The sequence below is a fragment of the Nocardioides sp. genome (genome assembly GCF_964228225.1).
Classification (GTDB): domain Bacteria; phylum Actinomycetota; class Actinomycetes; order Propionibacteriales; family Nocardioidaceae; genus Nocardioides.
The window spans coordinates 125,783-147,790 of sequence record NZ_CAXQZB010000049.1 but is presented as its reverse complement, the minus strand read 5'-3'; the positions used below and the strand labels follow the sequence as shown (position 1 = coordinate 147,790).

Sequence of the window (22,008 nt, the reverse complement as noted above, 5' to 3'; positions counted from 1 at the left end):
GCTCCTGTGCTCGCTGCTGTGCGGGTGGGGGTGAGAGGCGGGGCCGTCCGGGGGTGGCCGGGGATTCCGCGCACGCCGGGCTTGTCCCCGGCGTCTTAAAGTCTATTAACTTGATCGAGAAAGGTCAGACGTAGTCTACGACAAGGAGATCCCATGACCGTGCAGTCCCACGCCCACCCCTTCGCCGGCGCGGTGCCGCGCACGAGCGAGGAGTGGGTGGAGCGCGCCCGCCAGGTGGCCACCCAGCTCGCCGTCGACGTCCTCGAGCGCGACCGCGCCAACCAGCCGCCGCACCGCGAGGTACAGCTGCTCAAGGACGCCGGCCTGGTGACCCTGCTCGGCCCGCGCGAGCACGGCGGCGCCGGCCAGGACTGGACCACCGCGCTGCGGGTCGTGCGGGCCGTGGCCGCGGGCGACGGCTCGATCGGGCAGCTGCTCGGCTACCACTACGTGTGGGCGTGGGCGGCCCGACTGGTCGCCACCCCGGAGCAGATCGCCGCCGTGGAGCAGCAGGCCACCGAGCAGCAGTGGTTCTACGGCGGTGCGGTGAACCCGCGCGACGCCGACCTCGTGATCACCGAGGAGGGCGGGGAGCTGGTGTTCCGCGGTGAGAAGTCGTTCTCGACCGGGGGCCGGATCTCGGACGTCACCGTGCTCGAGGGTGTGCTCGAGGGCACCGACCAGCACATCTTCGCGATCGTGCCGACCGACCAGCCGGCCCTGCGCTTCAAGGGCGACTGGGACAGCCTGGGGCAGCGGCTCACCGAGAGCGGCGGGGTGGTCGTCGACGGCGTCCGCGTGCCGTGGGAGGCCGCCGCGGGCTGGGTGCAGCGCGCCGACGGCCGCCGCGAGTTCGTGCCGCGGGTCTACAACACCCTCAACGTCCCGCTGATCCAGATCGTGTTCGCGAACTTCTACCTCGGGATCGCCGAGGGGGCGCTCACCACCGCTGCGACCTACACCCGCGACCGCACGCGCGCCTGGCCCTACGCCACCGATCCCAAGCGGGTGGCCACCGAGGAGTTCTACGTCCAGGAGATCTACGGCGACCTGCGCAGCCGGCTGTGGGCCGCGGAGGCGCTGGCCGAGCGGGCGGCCGCGGCGATCGAGTCGATCAACACCCACCCCGACACCGTGACGGCGGCCGAGCGCGGCGAGGCCGCCGTGCTGATCGCGGCCGCCAAGCAGGTGGCGATCGACGTCGGGCTCGACATCGGCACCAAGGTCTACGAGGTCACCGGTGCCCGCGCCACGCACAGCTCGGTCGGCCTGGACCAGGCCTGGCGCAACATCCGCACCCACTCCCTGCACGACCCGGTGGCCCACAAGCGCGCCGAGGTGGGCCGCTACTTCCTGCTCGGCGAGCTGCCCGAGCCGACCTGGTACACGTGAGCCCGACATGACCCTCACCCCCCATCGCCGGTCCGCCGCCCGCACCGAGGCCGCGACCGGCTCCCGGCCCGAGGTCCGGCCCGACCGGCCGGCCCCCGGGCGGGACCTGGGCGCGCAGTTCGCCCCGCTCCTCGCCGAGCTCGCCGAGGGTGCACTGCGGCGCGAGCTCGACGACGAGCTCCCGATCGAGCCGGTGCGCCGGCTCAAGGAGGCCGGCTTCGGCGCCCTGCGCGTGCCGGTCGCCCACGGCGGTCGCGGCGCGTCGATCCCCGAGCTCACGCAGCTCTGGATCGACGGCGCCGCGGCCGACGCCACCCTCACCCAGGTCTTCCGTGGCCACTTCGCCCTGGTCGAGGACCGGCTCTGGCAGCACGCCCGGGGCGCGGACCAGCAGGTCTGGTTCACCCGCTTCCTGGCCGGCCAGATCGCCGGCAACGCGTGGTCGGAGGCCGGAGCGACGCTCGGGACCTCCGACACCCTGCTCACGCGACGCGCCGACGGCGACTACCGCCTCGACGGCCGGAAGGCCTACACCACCGGCACGATCTACGCCGAGTACGCCGACGTGCACGCCCGGCTCGACCAGGCGGGCGGGTCCGACGGGCCCTCGGGTGCGGGGGAGGACGTGATCGCCCTGGTGGACACCCGGCAGGCGGGGGTGAACGTCCTCAACGACTGGGACGGCTTCGGTCAGCGCGGCACCGGCAGCGGCACCACGACGTTCGAGGGCGCCCACGTGCCGGCGGTCGACGTGCTGCCCTTCGCGGACCGGTTCCCCTACCAGGCCGCGCTGTACCAGCTGAACCTGCTGGCGACCCTCGCCGGCATCGGGCGCGCCGCGCGCCGCGACGCCGTCGCGCACGTGCAGCGCCGCGAGCGCACCTACTCCCACGGCAACGCCCCGCGGGTGCGCGACGACGCCCAGATCCTGGCGCAGGTGGGTCAGGTCGCAGCCGCGGCTTTCGTCGCCGAGGCCGCGACGGCGCGCGTGGCCGAGTCGCTCCAGCGCGTGGCCGACCTCGCGGGGCGCGACCCCGGCGACCGTGAGGTGCGGGCGGCTGCGGAGGCGGCGGAGATCGAGGCCGGCACCGCCCAGGTGGCGGTCACCGCGCAGGTGCTCACCGCTTGTACGGAGCTGTTCGACACCTTGGGCGCCTCGGCGACCGCGCGCAGTGCCGGCCTGGACCGGCACTGGCGCAACGCCCGCACGGTCGCCTCCCACAACCCGCGGCTGTTCAAGGCCCGGGTGGTGGGCGACCACCTCGTCAACGGCGCCCCGCCGCCGTACGCGTGGTCGATCGGCGCGACCCGCCGGGACCAGGAGTGGCCGCGTCGCTGACCGCGTGAGCGGCCGGTCGGGTGCGACGGGGTGACAGGTGCTGCCTGTCACCCCGTCGTCGCTTCCGACGCCGCGAGGGGGCCCGCCGGCTTGCTCTCGCCCTATAACTCGATAATCTCACTACAGATAAGCACCAATCCCCGAGGAGTCCGACATGTCCGCATCGCAGCAGCCCTCCCCGTCTCCGGCGGCGCCGCTGAAGTTCGCCTACTGGGTGCCGAACGTCAGTGGCGGCCTCGTGGTCAGCAACATCGAGCAGCGCACCGACTGGAAGCTCGACTACAACATCGAGCTGGCGCGCCTGGCCGAGGACAACGGCTTCGACTACGCCCTCTCGCAGGTGCGCTACATCGCCTCCTACGGCGCGGCGTACCAGCACGAGTCCACCAGCATCAGCCTGGCGATCGCCCTGGCCACCGAGCGCCTCAAGGTGATCGCCGCGGTGCACCCCGGTCTGTGGCAGCCCGGCGTGCTCGCCAAGTTCGTCGCGAGCGCCGACCAGTTCACCGGCGGACGGTTCTGCGTCAACGTCGTCAGCGGCTGGTTCAAGGACGAGTTCACCAAGCTCGGCGAGCCCTGGCTCGAGCACGGTGAGCGATACCGCCGCTCGGAGGAGTTCATCCGCTACCTGCGCGAGATCTGGACCTCCGACCACGCCGAGCTGCAGGGCGACTTCTACCGACTCCACGACTTCGACCTCAAGCCCAAGCCCGTCGAGGTCCCCGGGCGGCCCCACCCCGAGATCTTCATGGGCGGCAACTCCACCGACGCCCGCGGCATGGGCGGTCGCGTGACCGACTGGTACTTCGCCAACGGCAACACGCCGGAGGGGATCGCCGAGCAGGTGCGCGACGTCAGCGACGTCGCCGCGGTGCACGGTCGTGCCGGGCACGTGCGCTTCGGTGTCAACGGCTTCCTCATCGGCCGCTCCACCGAGGCCGAGGCGCGCGAGGTGCTGCGCGAGATCGTCGACAAGGCCGACCGCGAGGCCGTCGAGGGCTTCGGGTCCGCGGTCAAGCAGGCCGGCCAGTCCACCGGCGACAAGCGCGGCATGTGGCAGGACTCCGAGTTCGCCGACCTCGTGCAGTACAACGACGGCTTCCGGACCGGCCTGATCGGCACGCCCGAGCAGATCGCCCACCGGATGCTCGAGTACAAGAAGGTCGGGGTGGACCTCTTCCTGCTCGGCTTCCTGCACTTCCAGGAGGACGTGCAGTACTTCGGTCGCGAGGTGCTGCCGATCGTGCGCGAGCTCGAGGCCGCGGAGCTGGAGCGCGTCGGGTGAGCGCCGTCCCCGTGCTCGGTGCGGCGCGCGCACTGGCGGTGGCCGCCGACCTCGCCGAGCAGTTCGAGAAGGAGGCGGCCGAGCGCGACATCGAGCGCGTCGTGCCCGCAGCCGAGCTCGACCAGCTCTCCGACGCAGGGCTGCTCGCCGTGACCGTGCCCGCCGAGCACGGGGGCGCCGACCTGTCCACCGAGACGCTGACCGAGGTCGTGCGGCTGCTCGCGACCGGCGATCCGAACATCGCCCAGATCCCGCACAGCCACTTCGTCTACGTCAACGCGCTGCGCCAGCAGGGCACCCCGGCCCAGCGACGTCGACTCTTCGGCGAGGTGCTGGCCGGCAAGCGGTTCGGCAACGCCCAGTCCGAGCTCGGCACCAAGCACGTGCGCGACTTCCGCACCACCCTGCGGCCGCGGCCGGCGTCGCAGGGCGGCGGCTGGGTGCTCGACGGCGAGAAGGGCTACTGCACCGGGGCCCTGCTCGCGCACTGGATCCCGGTCCTGGCCCACCTCGGCGACGACGGCCCGATGCACGTCGCCTGGGTCGAGCGGCACGCCGACGGCGTCAGCGTGCGCGACGACTGGGACGGGCTCGGGCAGCGCACGACCGCCAGCGGCACCGTCACCCTCGACGGCGTCGCGGTGGACGAGGAGCTCATCACGCCCTGGCACCTCACCTTCACCGGTCCGCAGACCTACGGCGCGTTCGCCCAGGTGCTGCACGCCGCCATCGACGCCGGCATCGCCCGGGCCGCGGTCACCGAGGCGGCGCGGTTCGTCACCACCAAGTCGCGCCCCTACCCCGACGCCGGGGTGGAGCGGCACGCCGAGGACCCGCTCGTGGTGCAGGCCTTCGGTGAGATGGAGCTGCAGACGCGCGCCGCCGAGGCTCTCACCGCCGAGGCCGCCCGGGCCATCGACCGGGCCGACGCCGACCTCACCGACGAGACCGCCGCGCAGGCCAGCCTGGCCACGGCCGCGGCCCGCGCCGCCACCGCCCGCGCCGCCGTGGAGGTGTCCTCCCGGCTCTTCGAGGTGGCCGGCACCCGCTCGGCGCTGCGCTCGCTGGCCCTGGACCGGCACTGGCGCAACGCCCGGGTCCACTCCCTGCACGACCCCGCCGCCTGGAAGATCCAGCACCTGGGCCGGTGGGCGGTCGACGGCGTCCGGCCGCCCCGCCACGGTCAGCTCTGACGCCGGTCTCCCGGTCTTCCGGCCCCTGCGGCCCACATCCCTGTACGCACCTGCGGGCACGCACGCCCGCCTCTCGAGAGGACGCATCATGACCCGACTCCGCTTCCACTGGTTCCTGCCCACCAACGGCGGTGACGGACGCCAGGTGGTCGGCGGCGGTCACGGCGTGCACGCCGGCGCCGCCGGACGTCCCGCCGACGTGCCCTACCTGGGCCAGGTGGCCCGCAGCGCCGAGCAGCTGGGCTTCGAGGCCGCGCTCACCCCCACCGGCGCCTGGTGCGAGGACGCGTGGCTCACCACCGCGATGCTCAGCCAGGTCTCGGAGCGGCTGAAGTTCCTCGTGGCCTTCCGGCCCGGACTCACCGCACCCTTCCTGGCCGCGCAGATGGCCGGCACCTTCCAGAACCTCAGCGGCGGCCGGCTGCTGCTCAACGTCGTGACCGGCGGGGAGAGCCACGAGCAGCGGATGTTCGGCGACTACCTCGACAAGGACGAGCGCTACGCCCGGTGCGAGGAGTTCCTCACCATCGTGCGGCGCCTGTGGGCGGGGGAGGAGGTCACCTACGAGGGCCGCTACCTGCAGGTCAGCGAGGCCCGGCTGGGCCAGATCCCCGACCCGGTCCCGGAGATCTACTTCGGCGGCTCCTCGCCGGCCGCCGGCCTCGTGGCGGCGCGCCACGCCGACGTCTACCTCACCTGGGGCGAGCCGCCTGCGGCGGTGCGGGAGAAGGTGGAGTGGATCCGCAAGCTCGCCGCCGACGAGGGCCGCGAGCTCCGCTTCGGCATCCGGCTGCACACCATCGCCCGCGACACCGCCGAGGAGGCGTGGTTCCAGGCCGACCGCCTGCTCGCCGGCATCTCCGAGGAGGAGATCGCCCGCGTGCAGTCGGGGCTGCGACGCAGCGAGTCCGAGGGCCAGCGGCGGATGCTCGCCCTCAACGGCGGCACCAAGGACGGCCTGGAGATCCACCCCAACCTGTGGGCCGGCGTCGGGCTGGTGCGCGGCGGCGCGGGCACCGCGCTCGTGGGCAGCCACGCCGAGATCGCCGACCTGATCGAGCAGTACGCCGCGGTCGGGATCGAGGAGTTCGTGCTCAGCGGCTACCCCCACCTCGAGGAGTCCTACCGCTTCGGGGAGGGCGTGCTGCCCGAGCTCGCCCGCCGCGGGCTGTGGGAGCACCCGGCCCCGGCCGTCGTGCGTACCGCCGTGCCGTTCGGGGCGGCGGCGTCGTGAGCGCCCGCACCGCCGTCGTCGTGGGCAACCCGTTCGGCGGGGGACGCACCCTCGCCGCTGCGCGTCGCCTGCTCAGCGAGCTCACCGGCCGGGACGAGGCCGACCTCGTGATCGACCTGTCCACCGTCGGCGCCGGTCTGCTCGACTGGCAGGACGCCGACGTGGCCGCGCTGGTGCGTGAGGTCGCGGCGGCCGACCTCGTGATCGTCGCCTCGCCCACCTACAAGGCCACCTACAGCGGCCTGCTGAAGCTCTTCCTCGACCGCTTCGCCCCCGGCCACGGCAGCGGGCTCACCGGTCTCGCCGTGCCCCTCATGCTCGGCGGCGCCCCCGCGCACGCGCTGGCGGTGGAGGTGCACCTGCGCCCGCTGCTCGCCGAGATCGGCGCCCTCGTGCCGACCGCCGGTCTGTTCCTGCTCGACGCCGACCACGACGCCGCGTCCGCCTACGAGCCGTGGCTCGCCCGGCACCGCGACGTCGTCACCACCCTGCTCGCCACCCGGATCGGAGCCCCCGCATGACCACCGCCCCCGTGAGCCGCCTGTCCACCAACCAGGACCTCGACCCCGCCCAGCTGCGGCAGGCGTTCGGGATCTTCCCCAGCGGCGTCGTCGCCGTGTGCGCGGAGGTCGACGGCGCCCCGGTCGGCCTGGCCGCCTCCTCCTTCACCTCGGTGAGCCTGGAGCCCCCGCTGGTGTCGTTCTCGATCGCGAAGTCCTCCAAGACCTGGCCGGACCTGCGGCGCGGTGAGCGGCTGGGCGTCACCGTGCTGGCCGACCACCACGGCGACGTGTGCCGGCAGCTGGCCGGCCCCGTGGAGCACCGCTTCGACGGCGTCGCGTTCTCGGCCTCCGACCACGGCGCGGTGACCCTCGACGACGGCCTGGCCCGCTTCGAGACCTCGGTGTACCGCGAGGTCGAGGCCGGCGACCACGTGATCGTGCTGCTGCGGCTGCACGCCGTGGAGCAGTCCGACACCTCCCTGCCCCTGGTGTTCCACCGCTCCCGCTTCGGCCGGCTCAGCGCCACCGCCTGACCACCCTCCGCCGCACCCTCCGCGCGCGCCCGGGACCCGGGGGCGAGCATGATGGAGCCATGCAGCGTCGCACGATCGTGGTCGGGGGCGGGGTCGCGGGTCTGGCGGCCGCCCGGGAGCTGACGGCGGCCGGCGACGACGTCGTCGTGCTGGAGGCCGACGCGGTGGCCGGCGGCAAGCTGCGCACCGAGGCGGTGGCCGACGTCGTCGTGGACGTGGGGGCCGAGGCCGTGCTGGCCCGTCGTCCCGAGGGGGTCGCGCTGATCGACGCGCTCGGGCTGCCGCGGGTGCATCCCACCGCCGCGACCTCGCGGGTGTGGACCCGGGGCGCGCTGCGCCCGCTGCCGCGCACGCTCATGGGGGCGCCGCTGGACACCGAGTCCCTGGCCGCCTCGGGCATCCTCAGCGCCGCGGGCCTCGCGCGGGCGAGCGCCCCGGTCCTCGGGATGCCGGCGGGGATCGACCCCGAGGACCCCGACGCCGACATCTCGGTCGGTCACCTGGTGGCCCACCGGTTCGGCGACGAGGTCGTGGACCGGCTCGTCGAGCCGCTGCTCGGCGGGGTCTACGCCGGCCAGGCCCGAGCGATCTCCACCCGCGCGGCCGTGCCCCAGCTCTGGGCGGGCCTGCCGCCCGCGGCGCCGACCCTCACCGGGCCGGTCTTCGCCTCCGTCGCCGGAGGGATGGGCCGGATCCCCGCGACCCTGGCTGCCGGGCTCGTCGTCCGCACCGGGGTCGAGGTCACCGCGCTGCACCGCGACGACGACGGGTTCGTGCTCGCCACGTCCGCGGGCACCGAGCGGGCCGATGCGGTCGTGCTCGCGACCCCAGCAGGCCCGAGCGCGCGACTGCTCGCCGGCCTCGCACCCGGGGCGGCCGCCGAGCTCGGGGCCGTGGCCGCGGCGTCGGTGGTGGTCGTGACCCTCGCGTTCCGTGCCGCCGACCTGCCCGCCGGACTCGACGACGCCTCCGGACTGCTGTGCCCGCCGGTGGACGGCCACGGCATCAAGGCCTCGACGTTCTCCTTCGCCAAGTGGGACTGGGTGCGCGAGGCCGGCCTCGCCGCCGGGGGTGTCGTGCACCTGCGCACCAGCCTCGGGCGGGCGGGGGAGCCCGGCGTCCTCGACCGCGACGACGCCGACCTCGTGGCGCTGAGCCTGGCCGACCTCGCCGCGGCCACCGGCCTGAGCGCCCGGCCCGTGGCGTCCCACGTGCAGCGCTGGCCCGACGGCCTGCCGCAGTACGCGGTCGGCCACCGCACCCGGGTCGCGCGCCTCCGCGCCGACGTCGCCCGGGTGCCGGGGCTGGCCGTGTGCGGCGCCGTCTACGACGGCGTCGGCATCGCCGCCTGCCTCGCGAGCGCCTCGGCCGCCTTCAGCACGCTCGGTCCGGCCCCCGCGTCCCGCTGACGGGCGAAGCCGCGTACTGGGCCGAGCAAACTGTCGGTTTCCGGACCTTTCAGACGTCTGGAGCGACGGTTTGCTCGGCTGACCGAGCAAACCGTCGCCGCATCCCACCCGGGAGCCGGGGTGGGGGAGGCGTCAGGCGTCGAGGCCGAGGTCGCGGCGCAGCTTGGCGACGTGACCGGTGGCCTTCACGTTGTACTGGGCGACCTCGACCTTGCCGTCCTCGTCGACGACGAAGGTGGAGCGGATGACGCCCTCGACGACCTTGCCGTAGAGCTTCTTCTCCCCGAACGCGCCGTAGGCGGTCATCACCGACTTGTCGGGGTCGGAGAGCAGGCGCAGGGTGAGGCCGTCGCGCTCGCGGAACCTGGCGAGCTTCTCGGGCTTGTCGGGGCTGATGCCGATCACCTCGTAGCCCGCGCCCCGCAGCGACTCGAGGGAGTCGGAGAAGTCGCAGGCCTGCTTGGTGCAGCCCGGCGTCATCGCGGCCGGGTAGAAGTAGACGACGACCTTGGAGCCGGCGAAGTCGGCCAGCGACACGGTGGCGCCGGTGTCGTCGGTGAGGCTGAAGGCGGGGGCGGCGTCGCCGGGGGACAGGCGGGCGGCGTCGGTCACGAGGGACTCCCATCCGAACGAGTGGTTGTTGCGAACTCTTTGCAACAGCCATGATGGGCTGCAGCGGCTCCAACCTAGCGAGCCGGCACCACGACCCCGCACACCCCTCAGGAGTCAGCCCATGCACGTGCCCGACGGATTCCTCGACGCCCCCATCTCGGTGGCGACGGGAGCGGTGGCCGCCGCGGCGGTGGGCCTGGCGCTGCGCGGCGCCCGCCGCGAGCTCGACGACCGCACCGCGCCGCTCGCCGGCCTGGTGGCCGCCTTCGTCTTCGCCGCACAGATGGTGAACTTCCCCGTGGGAGCCGGTACCTCGGGCCACCTCATGGGCGGCGCGCTGGCCGCCGTGCTGGTCGGCCCCTGGACCGCCGTGCTCTGCCTGGCGGTCGTCCTGCTGGTCCAGGCGCTGCTGATGGCCGACGGCGGGATCACGGCGCTCGGGACCAACATCTCCCTGATCGGGATCGTCACCGTCGTCATCGGCTACGGCGTGTTCGTGCTGCTGCGCCGGCTGCTCCCGGACCGCCTGGAGTCGCTGCCGGTCGCGGCCGCACTCGGCGCGTTCGTCTCCGTGCCGGCCGCCGCGGCCGTGTTCACCGGCCTGTTCGCCATCGGCGGTCAGGCCCCGGTCGACACCGGTGCGGTGCTCGTCACGATGCTCGGCTGGCACACCCTCATCGGGATCGGTGAGGCGCTGGTGACCGGGCTGGTCGTCAGCGCCGTCGTCGCCACCCGCCCCGACCTCGTGCACGGTGCGCGGTCGCTGGTCGCCGCCCGCCACCAGCAGCTGCGTGAGACGGTGACGGCGTGAGCCGCGGCGACGCCCCGCGCGTGGGCACCCGCGCGTTCCTGCTCGGCGGCATCCTCGTCGCGCTGCTCATCGCCGGCGTGGGCTCGTACTACGCCAGCAGCCACCCCGACGGCCTCGAGTACGTCGCGGAGAGCTCGGGCTTCCTCGACACCGCCGAGGACTCACCCACGGCCGGCAGCCCGCTGGCCGACTACGGCACGGCCGGGGTCGACAACGAGCGCGTGAGCGTGGCGATCCCCGGCGTCGTCGGCACCCTGCTGGTGCTGCTGGTCGCCGGCGGCATCGGGTTCGCCGTGCGACGACGGGAGGGCGCCGAGCCGGCGCCCGGCGAGCGATCGGACGCCGCTGCCGCCGGCCGCGGCTGAGGTGGGCGCCGCACACGGGCACCTGCTCCACTTCCACGGCCACAGCCCGCTGCACCGGGCGGCCGCGCATCACAAGCTGCTCCTGCTCCTCGGCTTCGCCCTCACCGTCGTCGCCACGCCGCGAGGCTGGTGGCCCGCCTTCGTCCTCTACGCCGCCGTGCTCGTGGGGGCCGTCGCGGTCTCGCGGGTGCCGTGGGGCTACCTGCTGCCGCGGTTGGTGGTCGAGGTCCCGTTCGTCGTCTTCGCCCTGCTGCTGCCGTTCGTGGGCCACGGTCCCGACGTCGAGGTGCTCGGTGTCGCCGTGTCCGAGCCCGGCCTGCAGGCGGGTGCGGCGCTGCTCGTGAAGGGGACCCTGGGGGTGCTCGCCTCGTTGCTGTTCGCCGCCACCACCCCGGCCGCCGACATCGTCACGGCGCTGGCGCGGTTGCGGCTCCCCACGCTGCTGGTCGAGATCGTCGCCTTCATGCTGCGTTACCTGGAGATCGTGGTGGAGGAGTACCGCCGGATGCTCGTCGCGATGCGCTCGCGTGGGTGCGAGCCACGCTCGCCACGCCACTGGCCGGCGCTCGCCCGCTCCCTCGGGGCACTGTTCATCCGCGCCTACGAACGGGGCGAGCGGGTGCACCTGGCGATGCTCGCTCGCGGCTACCAGGGCAGGATGCCGGGATGAGCGCCTCCTCGGACGACGCAGCGCCGGCCACCGACCTCGTGCTCGACGTCGTCGGGCTCGGCTTCGCCTACCCCGACGGTCACGCGGCCCTGCGGGGGGTGGACCTGCAGGTGCGCCGCGGGGAGCGGGTGGCGCTGCTCGGGCCCAACGGTGCGGGCAAGACCACCCTGGTGCTGCACCTCAACGGCATCCACCTGCCCCTCGCCGGGCGGGTCGGCGTGGCGGGGCTGAACGTGGAGAAGGCACACCTGCAGGAGATCCGGCGCCGGGTCGGGGTGGTGTTCCAAGACCCCGACGACCAGCTGTTCATGGGCCGGGTGCGCGACGACGTCGCCTTCGGGCCGGCCAACCTGGGCCTGCGGGGCGAGGCGCTGGAGGAGCGGGTCGCCCGCGCCCTGGACCTGGTGGGCATGGGGGAGTACGCCGACCGCCCGCCCCACCACCTCTCCTTCGGGCAGCGGCGCCGGGTCGCCCTCGCCACGGTGCTGGCGATGGAGCCGGAGGTGCTCGTCCTCGACGAGCCGTCCTCGAACCTCGACCCCGCCTCGCGTCGCGAGCTCGCCGAGATCCTCACCTCCCTGGACGTGACGGTGCTGATGGTCACCCACGACCTGCCCTATGCCCTGGAGCTCTGCCCGCGCGCGGTGATCCTGAGCGAGGGTCGGATCGTCGCCGACGCCCCGACGGCGGCCCTGCTCAGCGACGCCGCGACCATGGCTGCCCACCGGTTGGAACTCCCGTTCGGCTTCGACCCCGCCCGCATTGGTAGCCTGCCCCGGTGAGCAACGAGTTGTCGGATCTCGAGCGCGAGATCGAAGAGACCCGAGAGCGCCTGGCCGTCACGATCGACCAGCTGCTCCACCGCTCGCATCCCAAGACGATCGCGAGCCGCGAGGTGGCCTCGGCCAAGGCGTTCTTCATCGACCCCGCCACGGGTCAGCCGCGCACCGAGAACATCCTCAAGGTCGTCGGCGGCCTGGTCGGCACGGCGGTGCTGTTCGTCGTGGTCCGCAAGGTCGCCCGCTGAGGGCGGACGCCCCGCGGCGGCACCACCCCCGAGCAGGACGGGTCCGATGACCGACAAGCAGCCGATCAAGATGCTGCACGACCGCATCCTCTGCGAGCTCGACCAGGAGGCCGGCGAGCGGCGCTCGTCGGGGGGCATCGTCATCCCCGCCACGGCCGCGATGGGTGCCCGCCGCCTCGCGTGGGCGCGGGTCGCCGCGGTCGGTCCGCACGCGCGTGCCGTCGAGGTGGGCGACCGCGTGCTCTTCGACCCCGAGGACAAGGCCGAGGTCGAGGTGCAGGGCGAGGTGTACGTCGTCATGCGCGAGCGCGACGTGCACGCCGTCGCCGCCGACCGGCTCGGCGAGACCGCCGCCGGCCTGTACCTGTAGCCCCCACGCGAGACGGGCGTAACCACCGTCACACTCCGGCGTTGAGCCGGTCATGCGCCGACTGCTCCCCCTCCTGCTCCTCGCGCCCCTGCTGAGCGCCCTGCCCGGATCGCCGGGCCAGGCCGCGCCCGCCCCGCCGCCTGCCCGGGCCGCGCGGTACGAGGCGCAGATCCGCTGGACCGAGCACGGCATCCCGCACATCACCGCCGACGACTTCGGCTCACTCGGCTTCGGCAGCGGGTACGCCGCGGCCGAGAACTCGATCTGCACCCTCCTCGACACCCTCATCACCGGTCGGGGCGAGCGGTCGCGCTGGTTCGGGCCCTCCGCCCGCTACCGCGACCAGGTCACCCTCGACGCCACCAACCTGCAGGTCGACACCGTGGTGGGCGACCTCCACAACCGCCGGGTGGTGGAGAAGCTGCTGCGCTCACCCGCGGGTCCGCGGCCGGTCACCAAGCGGATGGTCGCCGGCTACACCGCCGGGCTCAACGCCTGGCTGGCCCGCAACGAGGTCACCGATCCCGCCTGCGCCGGCGAGCCGTGGCTGAAGCAGAAGGCGACCCCGGTCGACCTCTGGTACGGCGTGTACCTCGCCAACCTGCTGGCCTCCACCGGCGTCTTCGTGCCCCAGATCGCCGATGCCGACCCGCCCAGCCTCGACGACCCCGGCCTGCCGGAGGTGCCGGTGAGCGCGGCCGACGTCGACGTCGATGCGCTGCTCACCGCACTGGGCCGCGACCCCGAGGCGCCGTTCGGCTCCAACGCTACCGCCGCCGGTCGCGCGATCACCTCCACCGGGCGCGGCATGCTCCTGGGCAACCCGCACTTCCCGTGGCGCGGGCGCTACCACTTCACCCAGCAGCACCTCACGATCCCGGGGGAGTACGACGTCGCCGGCGCCTCGCTGATCGGCTCGCCCGCGGTGAACATCGGCTGGAACAAGGACGTGGCGTGGAGCCACACCGTGTCCACCGCCTACCGCTTCACGCCCTACGAGTACCGCGCCCTCGGCCCCACGACCTACCTCACCGACGGCGGACCGGCGCAGCTGGAGCGGCGGCTGGTGAAGGTGCGCGTGCGCACCCCCGGGGGCGGTCTGCGCACCGTCACCGAGGACGTCTACCGCACGCCGCAGGGCTACGTCGTCGACTCGCCCGCCACGCTCATGCCGTGGTCGCTCACCAGCGTGTGGGCCATCCGTGACGCCAACGCCGAGCACCTGCGCACCGTCGACACGTTCCTGGAGATGGGCCGGGCGACGTCGGTGCGCGACCTGCTGCGTCGTCAGGACGCCATGGGCGGCATGCCGTGGGTCAACACCACCGCCGCCGACCGGGCCGGACGGGTGCTCTACGCCGACCACTCCGTGGTGCCGCACGTGACCAACGAGATGAAGCAGCAGTGCCTCACCCCGGTCGGCCTGCTGCTCGACCAGCTGGTCGGGCTGCCCGGCCTGGACGGCACGTTCGCCGGATCGCGCTGCGCCTGGGGCGCGGACGCCGACGCCCAGCGTCCCGGCATCCTGGGCCCGCGGCGGCTGCCCGAGGCGTTCCGCGACGACTGGGTGATGAACGCCAACGACTCCTACTGGCTGCCCAACCCCGCGGAGCGGCTCGAAGGGTTCCCGACGATCATCGGCTGCGAGCGGTGTGAGCGCACGATGCGCACGCGCATGGTCTCCCAGTACGTCATCGACCGGATCCGCGGGGGCCGCAAGGAGACCCCGCGCTCCTTCCGTGGCCACCAGTACGAGAACCGGCTCCGCGCGGCCGAGGTCGCCCGTGAGGGCGGCGCGCTGGACCGGTTGTGCGCCCGCACCGGCGAGGACGAGGCGTGTCGCGTGCTGGCGCGCTGGGACGGCCGCTCGGACGCCGACAGCGTCGGCACCCACCTCTTCGAGGCCTTCATCGCCGCCGCCCCCGCCGACGCGCTGTGGAAGGTGCCCTTCGACCCCGCCCGTCCGCTCGCCACCCCGCGCACCCTCAACGAGGACTCGCCGCAGCTCGTGGCGGCGATGCAGGCCGCGATCGACGGGCTGCGGGCGGCCAAGGTGCCGCTCGACGCCGCCTGGGGCGACCTACAGGTCGCGGGGGACCGCGGTGCCGACCCGCTCCCGCTCGGCGGCGGCACCGGCGACGCCGTCGGCAACGCCAACGCGCTGGCCTCGCGGTTCCCGGTGCAGAACCGCGACCGCTACCGCCCGATCACCTACGGCTCCTCGCACATCCAGGCGATCAGCTTCCTCGACGGCGGCCGTCTCGATGCCCGCACGATCCTGACCTACAGCCAGTCCGAGAACCCCCGCTCGCCGTTCTCGCAGGACCAGACCGAGCTGTTCTCCGCCGAGCGGTGGGTGCGCTTCGCCTGGACCGACGCCCAGATCGAGGCCGACCTGCTGCGCAGCGAGGTGGTGCGCGGCTGATCCGTCGCCGGGACGGGCGCTCGGGCGCCCTCTCCGGTGATCAGCCCGGTGGTCAGCCCAGCGCGGCGAGCTCGGTGAGGACCGTGTCGTCGTACTGCGGGCAGTAGGCCGGCACGGCGGTCGCGATCAGGGCGCGCGACTGGGGGGCGTCGAGCAGTCCGGTGCCGAGCAGGGCGGAGCTGATCTCCACGACGTTGAGCCCGGCGGAGTAGTGGTCGCAGACCTCCCGCCCGGCCAGCACCAGGGTGGCGTCGGGGATGTCGCTGAAGACCGGGTCGACGCTGCGCAGGTGGTCCAGGTAGCCGCCGCGGTCGACGTCGGGCAGGGCCGTCAGGCGCGGGGTGGGCGTCGCGGTGGGGGCCGCGGTGGGGTCGGTGCCGTCACCGAGGGTGAGCCCGAGCGCCAGACCGACCAGCACCATCACCAGGGCCAGCACGATCCCGATCGCGACCGCGGGCCGCGCCGCCGGTGCCGCCAGGTCAGGGGCCGCGGCATCCGCCGCCCCACCGGGCTTCTGGGGCTGCGTGGGCTGCGTGGGCTCGGTGGGCTCCACCGCCGGGACGACCGGGGGGCGGGCGGGCGGCACGTCCGCCGGGCGCACGGACGTCGGTCGGGCCTGCGGGGCCCGCGGCCGGGTGGCCGCCGGGATCGGCACGCCGGCCGGCCGGGTGGTCGGCGTCGCCGCAGCACCCGGCCGCGGCTCCTCGGTCGTGACGTCGCGCACCGGTGCGGCCTCGACCTCGGGAGCGGCCTCGGGCGCGGGTGTTGTCCCGGGCCCCTGCGGGGGAGTGGCCTCCTGCTCGGGTGCGGCCTCGGGCTCGGGTGTGGCCTCGGGCTCGGGTGTGGCCTCGGCCTCGGGCGTGGGTTCGGGAGCGGACTCCGCAGCGGGCTCGGCGGGCGCCGCGGGAGCGGCGGCCACCTCCTCCTCGCGGACGTGCTGGAGGTGGCGGGTGTGCTGCATCCGGGCGTTGGCGCGGGCCTGGGCGGCGCTCACCTTGCTCGAGGCGGTCCGCTCGAACCCGCAGGCGCACACCACGCGGCACCGGTACTTGCCGCCGGGTCCGGCCTCGGGGGTCGCGAAGGTCGCACGATGCTCGGCGGGGGTGGGGCTGCTCACGGATTCCGGTCCTGCTCGACGACACGCGGACGACGCCCGTGGGGCCGGGGCCGGCGACGGGGCGACCGCCCCATCCTGCCAGTGCCGGGGAAGGCCGGGCGCGCCGGGCCCGCAGGGGGACCCGGCGTGACGGCGGCGGAGCTCAGGCGGGCAGCGGGTCGCTGCGGTCGGTGTCGGCGGCCTCGCCAGCGGCACGGGCGGCCCGCTCGCGGTGCCATGCCCCGAGCGCGATCCGACCGATGAAGGCGCACCAGGCCAGGATCAGCGTGACGTCGAGCCACCAGGGCAGGTCGGCGACGGCGGCCAGCACGTTGACGGCGTTGACGAGGATCACCAGGCCGCCGACCATCGCGCCCATCGGCGCGTGGGGCAGGCGACCAGCCAGCCGGGCCGCGATGGGGGCGACGATCACGCCACCGATCACCAGACCCAGCACGGGCAGCCAGGGGATGTCCTCGTGGGCGGCGCCGGTGATGAACCCGGTGGAGACCGAGAGGGCGACGACGAACTCCGCGGCGTTGGTGGTGCCGACGACGCGGCGGGGCTCGAACCGGGTGACGGTCATCAGGCTCGGGGTCACGACCGGGCCCCAGCCGCCGCCGCCGGTCGCGTCGACGAAGCCGCCCAGGGCACCGATGGGGCTGAGCCAGCGGGCGGTGTGGCCGTTGGCGGGGGTGGGGATGAGGCGTCGGTCGAAGCCGAACCGGAGCAGGATCACCAGACCGAAGAACATCAGCAGACCCGCCATGCCGGACTTGGCGGCGGAGAGGCTGATGTTGGTCAGCACCACCGCGCCGAGGAAGCCGCCGACGGCGCCGGGGACCGCGACCCGCAGGAACACGGCCCGGTCGACGTTGCCCGCACGCCAGTGCGAGAGGCCGGAGATGAGCGTGGTCGGCAGCTTGGCGGCGTGGGTGGCCGCGCTCGCCGTGGCCGGCGCCACACCGAGCGCGAGCAGCACGGTCGCCGACGTGACGCCGAATCCCATGCCGAGCGTGCCGTCGACGAACTGGGCGAGGCCCCCGGCGAGGGCGAAGGCGGCGACGAGCCACATGGCGGAGGTCCTCCTGCATCGGATGATCGGGTAGCGGGACTGCTGTCTCGATCGACTGGCTCAACTCTACAAAAGATGTAGAGATAAGCAAGTCAATGATCCCGATCGTCCGATGAGACGTGCGCGACATCCGGCGCCGGATCGGCGCCGGGTGGCTCAGCAGAGATCGACCTTGCGGGCCGCGAACGTGGCCTCCTCGCGGGTGAAACCGTCGCCGGCCGCGGAGGAGAGCTGCTCGATCAGGCCGTCGCAGGAGAAGGTCGAGAAGTCGAGGTAGCCGCGCGCCGACTCGACCGCCTCGGCCTTCCAGTCCACGGCCCCCTGCTTCTCGATGGTCGTCACGGCGAACACCGCGACCTTGCGCGGGTAGCCGTCGCCGGCGGCGGAGGAGAGCTGCTGGATCAGGCCGTCGCGGGAGAAGCCGGAGAACTCGAGGTAGTCCAGGCCGGCGCGGATCGCGTTGTCCTGCTCGGGGGTGAACTCCGTCCCGCCCGTGTCCTCGGAGCCGGAGCCGCCGGCCTGCGGGCCGGCCGACCCGGTCCCGCGGTCCTCGAGCCGGCCCGCGGCGTCGTCGAGGGCGTCGGCGGCGTCCTCCTCGGGGAGCTCGCAGGCGGAGAGGGCCAGGCCGAGTGCGGCGACGGCGAGGACGAGGGTGTGCTTCATGGTGGTCTCCTGACGAGAGGGGAGCCGCCTCCGCCCGGGAGGCGGTGGCGTGATGCCGGGACCGTAGGAGCGGGGTCCGAGGGAACTCCCCGGAGACGTCGAGAGCCCCCGTCCGGATCGGACGGGGGCTCTCGTGGTGCGGTACGCCATCAGGGACTCGAACCCCGAACCCGCTGATTAAGAGTCAGCTGCTCTGCCAATTGAGCTAATGGCGCGTGCGGTGAACGCGAGAAGAAACGTTACCAGCGCCGTCGAGCGGTGCGAAATCGGGACGGCCGACCGCCCGTCGCGACCGATCCTTCGTCGGTCTTGTGGTGTGAGCAATCCGACATATGCCGTTTACACAGAGCAAGGAATCTGCAAGATTCCGTACCTAGGCGGGTATCTCGGGCGACCCGTCGCTCCCTGTCCTCCGGTTCGCCGGTCTCTCCTCAGGAGTGCTCCCTTGAGTCCATCGCCCCTGCCTGCCCGCAGACCTCGCCCGCCGCGATCGCTGCGCCGCGGCCTGCTCGTGCTCGCCCTCCCGATCACCGCACTCGCCGCGGTACCCGCCCCCGCCCACGCCGCGCTCACCGCCCCCGCTGCCGGCGTCGTGGAGGGGAACGTCGCCATCAACGAGTCCGGCAGCGCCAACACCTGCATCGCCCGGGACAACTCCTCCTCGCGGCTCACGGTCACCCGCGTGAGCGACAACGCGCTGGTGCACCAGGCGTCGCGCAGCGGCGCGGGCAGCCTGACCACCACGTGGCCGACCGCGGGCCTGCCGCGCGGGGACTACCGGATCGCCAGCTTCACCCGGAACTCGGTGCGCAGCGGGTTCGGTAACCTCGGGTGCACCACCCAGGGCGAGGTCGCCCAGACGCCGCGCGTCGTGACCCTCGACAACAAAGCCACCGCCGTCGTGACCCTGCCCGCCTCGGTGGTGACCGGTGAGGACCTCACGATCGCGGTGAGCACCATCGCCTCCAGCCCCGGCATCGCCGGCACCGTGGTGCCGGACCAGCCGGTCACCCTCGCCGTGCCCGGCGCCGGCGAGGTCGAGGTGACCACCGACGCCGCCGGTCGGGCCACCGCGACCCTCGACCTGCCCGACCTCCCGGCGGGACCGCTCAGCGTGACCGCGACCGTCGGCACGTCGAACCGCTACTCGCCCGGCCCGGCCGGCACCGCGACCACGACCCTGACCAAGCGCACCACCCAGGTGTTCTACCGCGGCGACAGCCGCGGCGAGCCGGGTGAGCGCGCGCGTCTGGAGGCCGTGCTGGTCGACGTCACCCCCGGCTCGGACCGCTTCGGCCTGCCGGTCGAGGACGAGCCCGTGACGCTCGCCTTCGGCGCCGACGCCGCCGACGTCACCACCGACGCCGCCGGCGTGGTCACCCGCCGGGTGCCGCTGAGCGACCCCTCCCGCCTGGTCGAGGTGCGCGCGGACTACGCCGGCGACGACGTGCGTCGTCCCAGCAGCGACACCGTCTCGTTCTTCGTGGGCGACGACGCCGCCGCCCGGCCGGCCTTCCAGTCCGGCCTCATCGGCAGCACCGTCGGCTTCCTCGCCGGTGTGCTCAACGCCGCGATCACCACCGCCGCCTCCGGGCTGGACCCCGTGTTCGGGCTCGCCGGGGTCAGCGCCGTGACCGACCTCGTGGGCGCCCAGCAGCTGCTGAGCACGCTCACCGGCTCGGCCACCACCATCCTCAGCGGCACCGGCGACGTGGCCGACGGGGTCGTGAGCGCGGTCGTCGCCAACGTGGCCGGCTCCACGCCGCTCGCCCCGCTGGTGGACGTGGCCGGGTTCGAGTGGCGCTCGATCGTCGTGGCGCCCGACGGCACCCGTCGGGCCCGCACGTTCGCGTCGGTGGTGGGCGTGCCCCAGCCGCTGGACGTGACCGGCGACGGACGCTCCGACGTCACCGCGGAGCTCACCCTCGCCGAGCTGTCGCCCAGCGCGGTCGTGCCGCGGCTGCGGATCAGCCGGATCGACTCCCGTGAGGCGGTCCTGCCGCTGAGCCTGCAGGCCGTCCTCACGATCCCGGGCAGCACCGACTCCTTCCGGCTCGGCTACGACACCCGTCTCAGCGACGCCCCGCGCGACTTCGTCGGCGACATCGTCATCGGCGACGGCGGCGTGGGCCTGAAGGTCTCCAGCCGCGGGCGCTCGGCCCTCTCGGTCACGGGGGCGATCACCCCCGGCGGTGCCACCGGCACCAACGACGGCAGCGAGCAGCGCTTCGCGGTCGGCTACAGCACCGCGCCGACCAGCAGCAGCATCGGCATCGACCTCGGCGAGGGCTCCGACATCGGCGTCTCGCTGAACGCCGACCGTCCCACCGTCGTGGACCTCTCGCTGGTGCAGGACACCGGCGGTCCCGAGGTCTTCGTGGCGCAGGGCCGCATCGACAGCGTCGACGGCGACCTCGACCTCGCCCTCTCGGGCGACCAGGCCGAGGGTCTGAGCGCGGAGCTCACCAGCGACCAGGGCCTGGCCTCGATCGACCTCACCGCGCGCTCGGTGGTCGAGGGTCGCACCGAGCAGGACATCCGGCTCGCGCTCACCGACGTGCCCGACACGATCGCCTTCGGTCTCGACGCCGCGGGTCAGGGTTCCCTGACGGCCAGCGGTCCGATCGGGGTCTTCGAGGCCGGGTACGCCACCGGCCGCTCGATCCTGACCCTCGACGACGCCGCCTACCTGCGGCTGCTCGAGGAGGGCGAGACCTCCTCGGTGGCCCTGCGCCTGCCGGGCTTCGAGGGGTTGCGCCTGCGCACCGGCGACGAGATCGGCATCGGGCTCACCCTGGCGCCGACGCCGCTGCGGGCCCTGGTGGAGCAGGACGGGCTGCAGTTCGACGCCCGGATCAGCGACGCCCCGCGCGACCTGGACCTCGCGCTGGGGGCCGACGGCTCGCTGCGCGTGGCGGGCTCGGACCCGATCCAGGAGATCACGGTCGACGGCTACGCCGAGGACGGCATCTTCGACGGCGCCACCGACCTGTCGCTGCGTCTGGTCGACGTGCCCAGCCTGCTGGAGGTCGCCGTGGCCGACGACGTCGTCCGCTTCGGCACCGGCGGTGACCAGATCGGGCTGCTGGAGATCTTCGCGGACAACGGCACCCGCCTGGCCGTGCCCGGCGGCGGCGACGGCCTGGTGCTCCAGCAGTCGCCGACGTCGACCGCGCTCGCGGCCCGCGTCTCCGGCCTGCGCACGATCGAGGCCTCCCTCGGGAGTGCTCCGGAGATCCTGCTCGACACCACGGCGGGCAGCGTGTTCCGCATCGCGATCGCCGAGATCGACGAGGCCGGCGCCACGACCTCCCAGGTCAACGCCACCCTCGACCACCTGGTGCCGAACCTGCGGCTGCGCCTGGTCGAGGACGCCTCCGGATCGACGCGGTTGGTCTACACCGCCGACGAGCCGACGAACTCGCTCACCTTCGACTTCGGCGGTCTGAGCGGGTCGATCGCGGGCCCGCTGCCGACCCGGCTCGAGGTCTGCATGGCCGGCGACGAGGCGTGCCTGCCCGACCTCGGTGTCGACGACCCGGGGCTGGGGACGGTGCGGTTCCTCGCCAGCGAGCCCACCACGCTCAACCTGGTGGACCCGGCCTCGGGCCTGACGGTGCAGAACCTGCGCCTGCGTGCGCTGGACCTGACCGGCAACTTCGGGGGCAGCGGCGGTCGGATCTACCTCAACACCACCGAGTTCGGTGGTGAGTGCGGTGACGCCGGGTGCGTGCGGCCGATCGAGGGCGGACGGATCGTCACCGAGCTCGACGGGACGCGGCTGACCTTCGAGCCGGGCAACGGGTTCTTCGCCACGAAGGCCTTCACCGACATGGAGGTGACCGAGACCCTCGGCGTGCCGACGGGCCTGCGCGGCACCGGGGGCACCGGCGTCGTCAACTGCGTGCCGGCCACCAAGCTGGAGGTGCGGGCGGAGTTCATCGGGATCCCGGTGACGCTCAACGTGCGCAACGCGCTGTGCAACGTGACCCGCACGAACTAGTGC

Annotated in this window: 20 protein-coding genes and 1 tRNA gene; 16 read left to right on the top strand and 5 right to left on the bottom strand. The window is 73.8% G+C overall.

Annotated elements, in window-relative coordinates; all coding sequences use genetic code 11:
* Window positions 1–153: 153 nt before the first annotated feature.
* The 8 genes from ACERUJ_RS12360 to ACERUJ_RS12325 all read left to right on the top strand — a co-directional run bounded on the left by ACERUJ_RS12360 (window position 154) and on the right by ACERUJ_RS12325 (window position 8,888).
* On the top strand, window positions 154–1,392 hold the full coding sequence (locus ACERUJ_RS12360) for an acyl-CoA dehydrogenase family protein (RefSeq protein ID WP_370248851.1): 1,239 nt from the start codon (window positions 154–156) through the stop codon (window positions 1,390–1,392).
* A 7-nt stretch (window positions 1,393–1,399) separates the two neighbouring features.
* Window positions 1,400–2,731 (top strand): acyl-CoA dehydrogenase family protein, encoded by a 1,332-nt coding sequence (locus ACERUJ_RS12355; RefSeq protein ID WP_370248850.1) that lies wholly within the window; start codon window positions 1,400–1,402, stop codon window positions 2,729–2,731.
* Between the two features lie 154 nt (window positions 2,732–2,885).
* Window positions 2,886–4,016: a dimethylsulfone monooxygenase SfnG gene (gene sfnG / locus ACERUJ_RS12350; RefSeq protein WP_370248849.1), complete on the top strand. Its 1,131-nt coding sequence runs from the start codon at window positions 2,886–2,888 to the stop codon at window positions 4,014–4,016.
* Complete coding sequence (locus tag ACERUJ_RS12345; protein ID WP_370248847.1) at window positions 4,013–5,209, top strand: SfnB family sulfur acquisition oxidoreductase; 1,197 nt, start codon at window positions 4,013–4,015, stop codon at window positions 5,207–5,209. The genes sfnG and ACERUJ_RS12345 overlap by 4 nt, the downstream gene beginning before the upstream one ends.
* An 88-nt stretch (window positions 5,210–5,297) precedes the next feature.
* Window positions 5,298–6,443, top strand: coding sequence for an LLM class flavin-dependent oxidoreductase (locus tag ACERUJ_RS12340; protein ID WP_370248846.1), 1,146 nt, complete (start codon window positions 5,298–5,300; stop codon window positions 6,441–6,443).
* Window positions 6,440–6,964: an NAD(P)H-dependent oxidoreductase gene (locus ACERUJ_RS12335; protein WP_370248844.1), complete on the top strand. Its 525-nt coding sequence runs from the start codon at window positions 6,440–6,442 to the stop codon at window positions 6,962–6,964. Before ACERUJ_RS12340 ends, ACERUJ_RS12335 begins: the two co-directional genes overlap by 4 nt.
* Complete coding sequence (locus tag ACERUJ_RS12330; protein ID WP_370248843.1) at window positions 6,961–7,479, top strand: flavin reductase family protein; 519 nt, start codon at window positions 6,961–6,963, stop codon at window positions 7,477–7,479. The genes ACERUJ_RS12335 and ACERUJ_RS12330 overlap by 4 nt, the downstream gene beginning before the upstream one ends.
* A 59-nt stretch (window positions 7,480–7,538) precedes the next feature.
* Entirely contained in the window at window positions 7,539–8,888 is a 1,350-nt protein-coding gene (locus ACERUJ_RS12325) for an NAD(P)/FAD-dependent oxidoreductase (RefSeq protein WP_370248842.1), read from the top strand.
* A gap of 132 nt (window positions 8,889–9,020) precedes the next feature.
* On the opposite strand, the gene bcp is transcribed toward ACERUJ_RS12325, so the two are convergent.
* Entirely contained in the window at window positions 9,021–9,500 is a 480-nt protein-coding gene (gene bcp / locus ACERUJ_RS12320; RefSeq protein WP_370248840.1) for a thioredoxin-dependent thiol peroxidase, read from the bottom strand.
* Window positions 9,501–9,621: 121 nt separating this feature from the next.
* On the opposite strand from bcp, the gene ACERUJ_RS12315 reads away from it, so the two are divergent.
* The 7 genes from ACERUJ_RS12315 to ACERUJ_RS12285 are packed head-to-tail and all read left to right on the top strand — an operon-like array spanning window position 9,622 to window position 15,168.
* The gene (locus ACERUJ_RS12315; protein ID WP_370248839.1) at window positions 9,622–10,311 is read left to right on the top strand and encodes an energy-coupling factor ABC transporter permease; all 690 of its coding nucleotides are present in this window, start codon (window positions 9,622–9,624) and stop codon (window positions 10,309–10,311) included.
* Window positions 10,308–10,676: a PDGLE domain-containing protein gene (locus tag ACERUJ_RS12310; RefSeq protein WP_370248838.1), complete on the top strand. Its 369-nt coding sequence runs from the start codon at window positions 10,308–10,310 to the stop codon at window positions 10,674–10,676. The genes ACERUJ_RS12315 and ACERUJ_RS12310 overlap by 4 nt, the downstream gene beginning before the upstream one ends.
* 1 nt (window position 10,677) lies before the next feature.
* Window positions 10,678–11,346: a cobalt ECF transporter T component CbiQ gene (cbiQ, locus tag ACERUJ_RS12305; protein WP_370248837.1), complete on the top strand. Its 669-nt coding sequence runs from the start codon at window positions 10,678–10,680 to the stop codon at window positions 11,344–11,346.
* Window positions 11,343–12,128, top strand: a complete 786-nt coding sequence (locus ACERUJ_RS12300) for an energy-coupling factor ABC transporter ATP-binding protein (RefSeq protein ID WP_370248836.1) — start codon at window positions 11,343–11,345, stop codon at window positions 12,126–12,128. Before cbiQ ends, ACERUJ_RS12300 begins: the two co-directional genes overlap by 4 nt.
* Window positions 12,125–12,373: a DUF3618 domain-containing protein gene (locus tag ACERUJ_RS12295; RefSeq protein WP_370248835.1), complete on the top strand. Its 249-nt coding sequence runs from the start codon at window positions 12,125–12,127 to the stop codon at window positions 12,371–12,373. The genes ACERUJ_RS12300 and ACERUJ_RS12295 overlap by 4 nt, the downstream gene beginning before the upstream one ends.
* Before the next feature lie 46 nt (window positions 12,374–12,419).
* Window positions 12,420–12,743 carry a co-chaperone GroES gene (locus ACERUJ_RS12290; protein ID WP_370248834.1) on the top strand — a complete coding sequence of 108 codons (324 nt, stop codon included), beginning with the start codon at window positions 12,420–12,422 and terminating at the stop codon, window positions 12,741–12,743.
* A gap of 52 nt (window positions 12,744–12,795) precedes the next feature.
* The gene (locus ACERUJ_RS12285; protein WP_370248832.1) at window positions 12,796–15,168 is read left to right on the top strand and encodes a penicillin acylase family protein; all 2,373 of its coding nucleotides are present in this window, start codon (window positions 12,796–12,798) and stop codon (window positions 15,166–15,168) included.
* Window positions 15,169–15,220: 52 nt separating this feature from the next.
* Here the strand turns inward: ACERUJ_RS12285 and ACERUJ_RS12280 are convergent, their stop codons facing one another.
* From ACERUJ_RS12280 to ACERUJ_RS12265, 4 genes are all read right to left on the bottom strand, one after another.
* Window positions 15,221–16,285: a DUF732 domain-containing protein gene (locus ACERUJ_RS12280; RefSeq protein WP_370248831.1), complete on the bottom strand. Its 1,065-nt coding sequence runs from the start codon at window positions 16,283–16,285 to the stop codon at window positions 15,221–15,223.
* A 142-nt stretch (window positions 16,286–16,427) separates the two neighbouring features.
* Complete coding sequence (locus tag ACERUJ_RS12275; RefSeq protein ID WP_370248830.1) at window positions 16,428–17,339, bottom strand: sulfite exporter TauE/SafE family protein; 912 nt, start codon at window positions 17,337–17,339, stop codon at window positions 16,428–16,430.
* 156 nt (window positions 17,340–17,495) lie between these two features.
* The gene (locus ACERUJ_RS12270) at window positions 17,496–18,002 is read right to left on the bottom strand and encodes an Ltp family lipoprotein (protein WP_370248828.1); all 507 of its coding nucleotides are present in this window, start codon (window positions 18,000–18,002) and stop codon (window positions 17,496–17,498) included.
* A gap of 142 nt (window positions 18,003–18,144) precedes the next feature.
* A tRNA-Lys gene (locus tag ACERUJ_RS12265) sits at window positions 18,145–18,217 on the bottom strand.
* A gap of 230 nt (window positions 18,218–18,447) precedes the next feature.
* Between ACERUJ_RS12265 and ACERUJ_RS12260 the strand changes: the two genes are divergently transcribed.
* Window positions 18,448–22,005 carry a hypothetical protein gene (locus tag ACERUJ_RS12260; protein WP_370248827.1) on the top strand — a complete coding sequence of 1,186 codons (3,558 nt, stop codon included), beginning with the start codon at window positions 18,448–18,450 and terminating at the stop codon, window positions 22,003–22,005.
* Window positions 22,006–22,008 lie beyond the last annotated feature (3 nt).

Excerpts from the sequence above, each read along its gene's own strand:
- ACERUJ_RS12360 (WP_370248851.1), top strand. The coding sequence starts at position 154 with ATGACCGTGCAGTCCCACGCCCACCCCTTCGCCGGCGCGGTGCCGCGC.
- ACERUJ_RS12355 (WP_370248850.1), top strand. The coding sequence starts at position 1,400 with ATGACCCTCACCCCCCATCGCCGGTCCGCCGCCCGCACCGAGGCCGCG.
- sfnG (WP_370248849.1), top strand. The coding sequence starts at position 2,886 with ATGTCCGCATCGCAGCAGCCCTCCCCGTCTCCGGCGGCGCCGCTGAAG.
- ACERUJ_RS12340 (WP_370248846.1), top strand. The coding sequence starts at position 5,298 with ATGACCCGACTCCGCTTCCACTGGTTCCTGCCCACCAACGGCGGTGAC.
- ACERUJ_RS12330 (WP_370248843.1), top strand. The coding sequence starts at position 6,961 with ATGACCACCGCCCCCGTGAGCCGCCTGTCCACCAACCAGGACCTCGAC.
- ACERUJ_RS12325 (WP_370248842.1), top strand. The coding sequence starts at position 7,539 with ATGCAGCGTCGCACGATCGTGGTCGGGGGCGGGGTCGCGGGTCTGGCG.
- ACERUJ_RS12315 (WP_370248839.1), top strand. The coding sequence starts at position 9,622 with ATGCACGTGCCCGACGGATTCCTCGACGCCCCCATCTCGGTGGCGACG.
- ACERUJ_RS12300 (WP_370248836.1), top strand. The coding sequence starts at position 11,343 with ATGAGCGCCTCCTCGGACGACGCAGCGCCGGCCACCGACCTCGTGCTC.
- ACERUJ_RS12290 (WP_370248834.1), top strand. The coding sequence starts at position 12,420 with ATGACCGACAAGCAGCCGATCAAGATGCTGCACGACCGCATCCTCTGC.
- ACERUJ_RS12285 (WP_370248832.1), top strand. The coding sequence starts at position 12,796 with ATGCGCCGACTGCTCCCCCTCCTGCTCCTCGCGCCCCTGCTGAGCGCC.
- ACERUJ_RS12275 (WP_370248830.1), bottom strand. The coding sequence starts at position 17,339 with ATGTGGCTCGTCGCCGCCTTCGCCCTCGCCGGGGGCCTCGCCCAGTTC.
- ACERUJ_RS12270 (WP_370248828.1), bottom strand. The coding sequence starts at position 18,002 with ATGAAGCACACCCTCGTCCTCGCCGTCGCCGCACTCGGCCTGGCCCTC.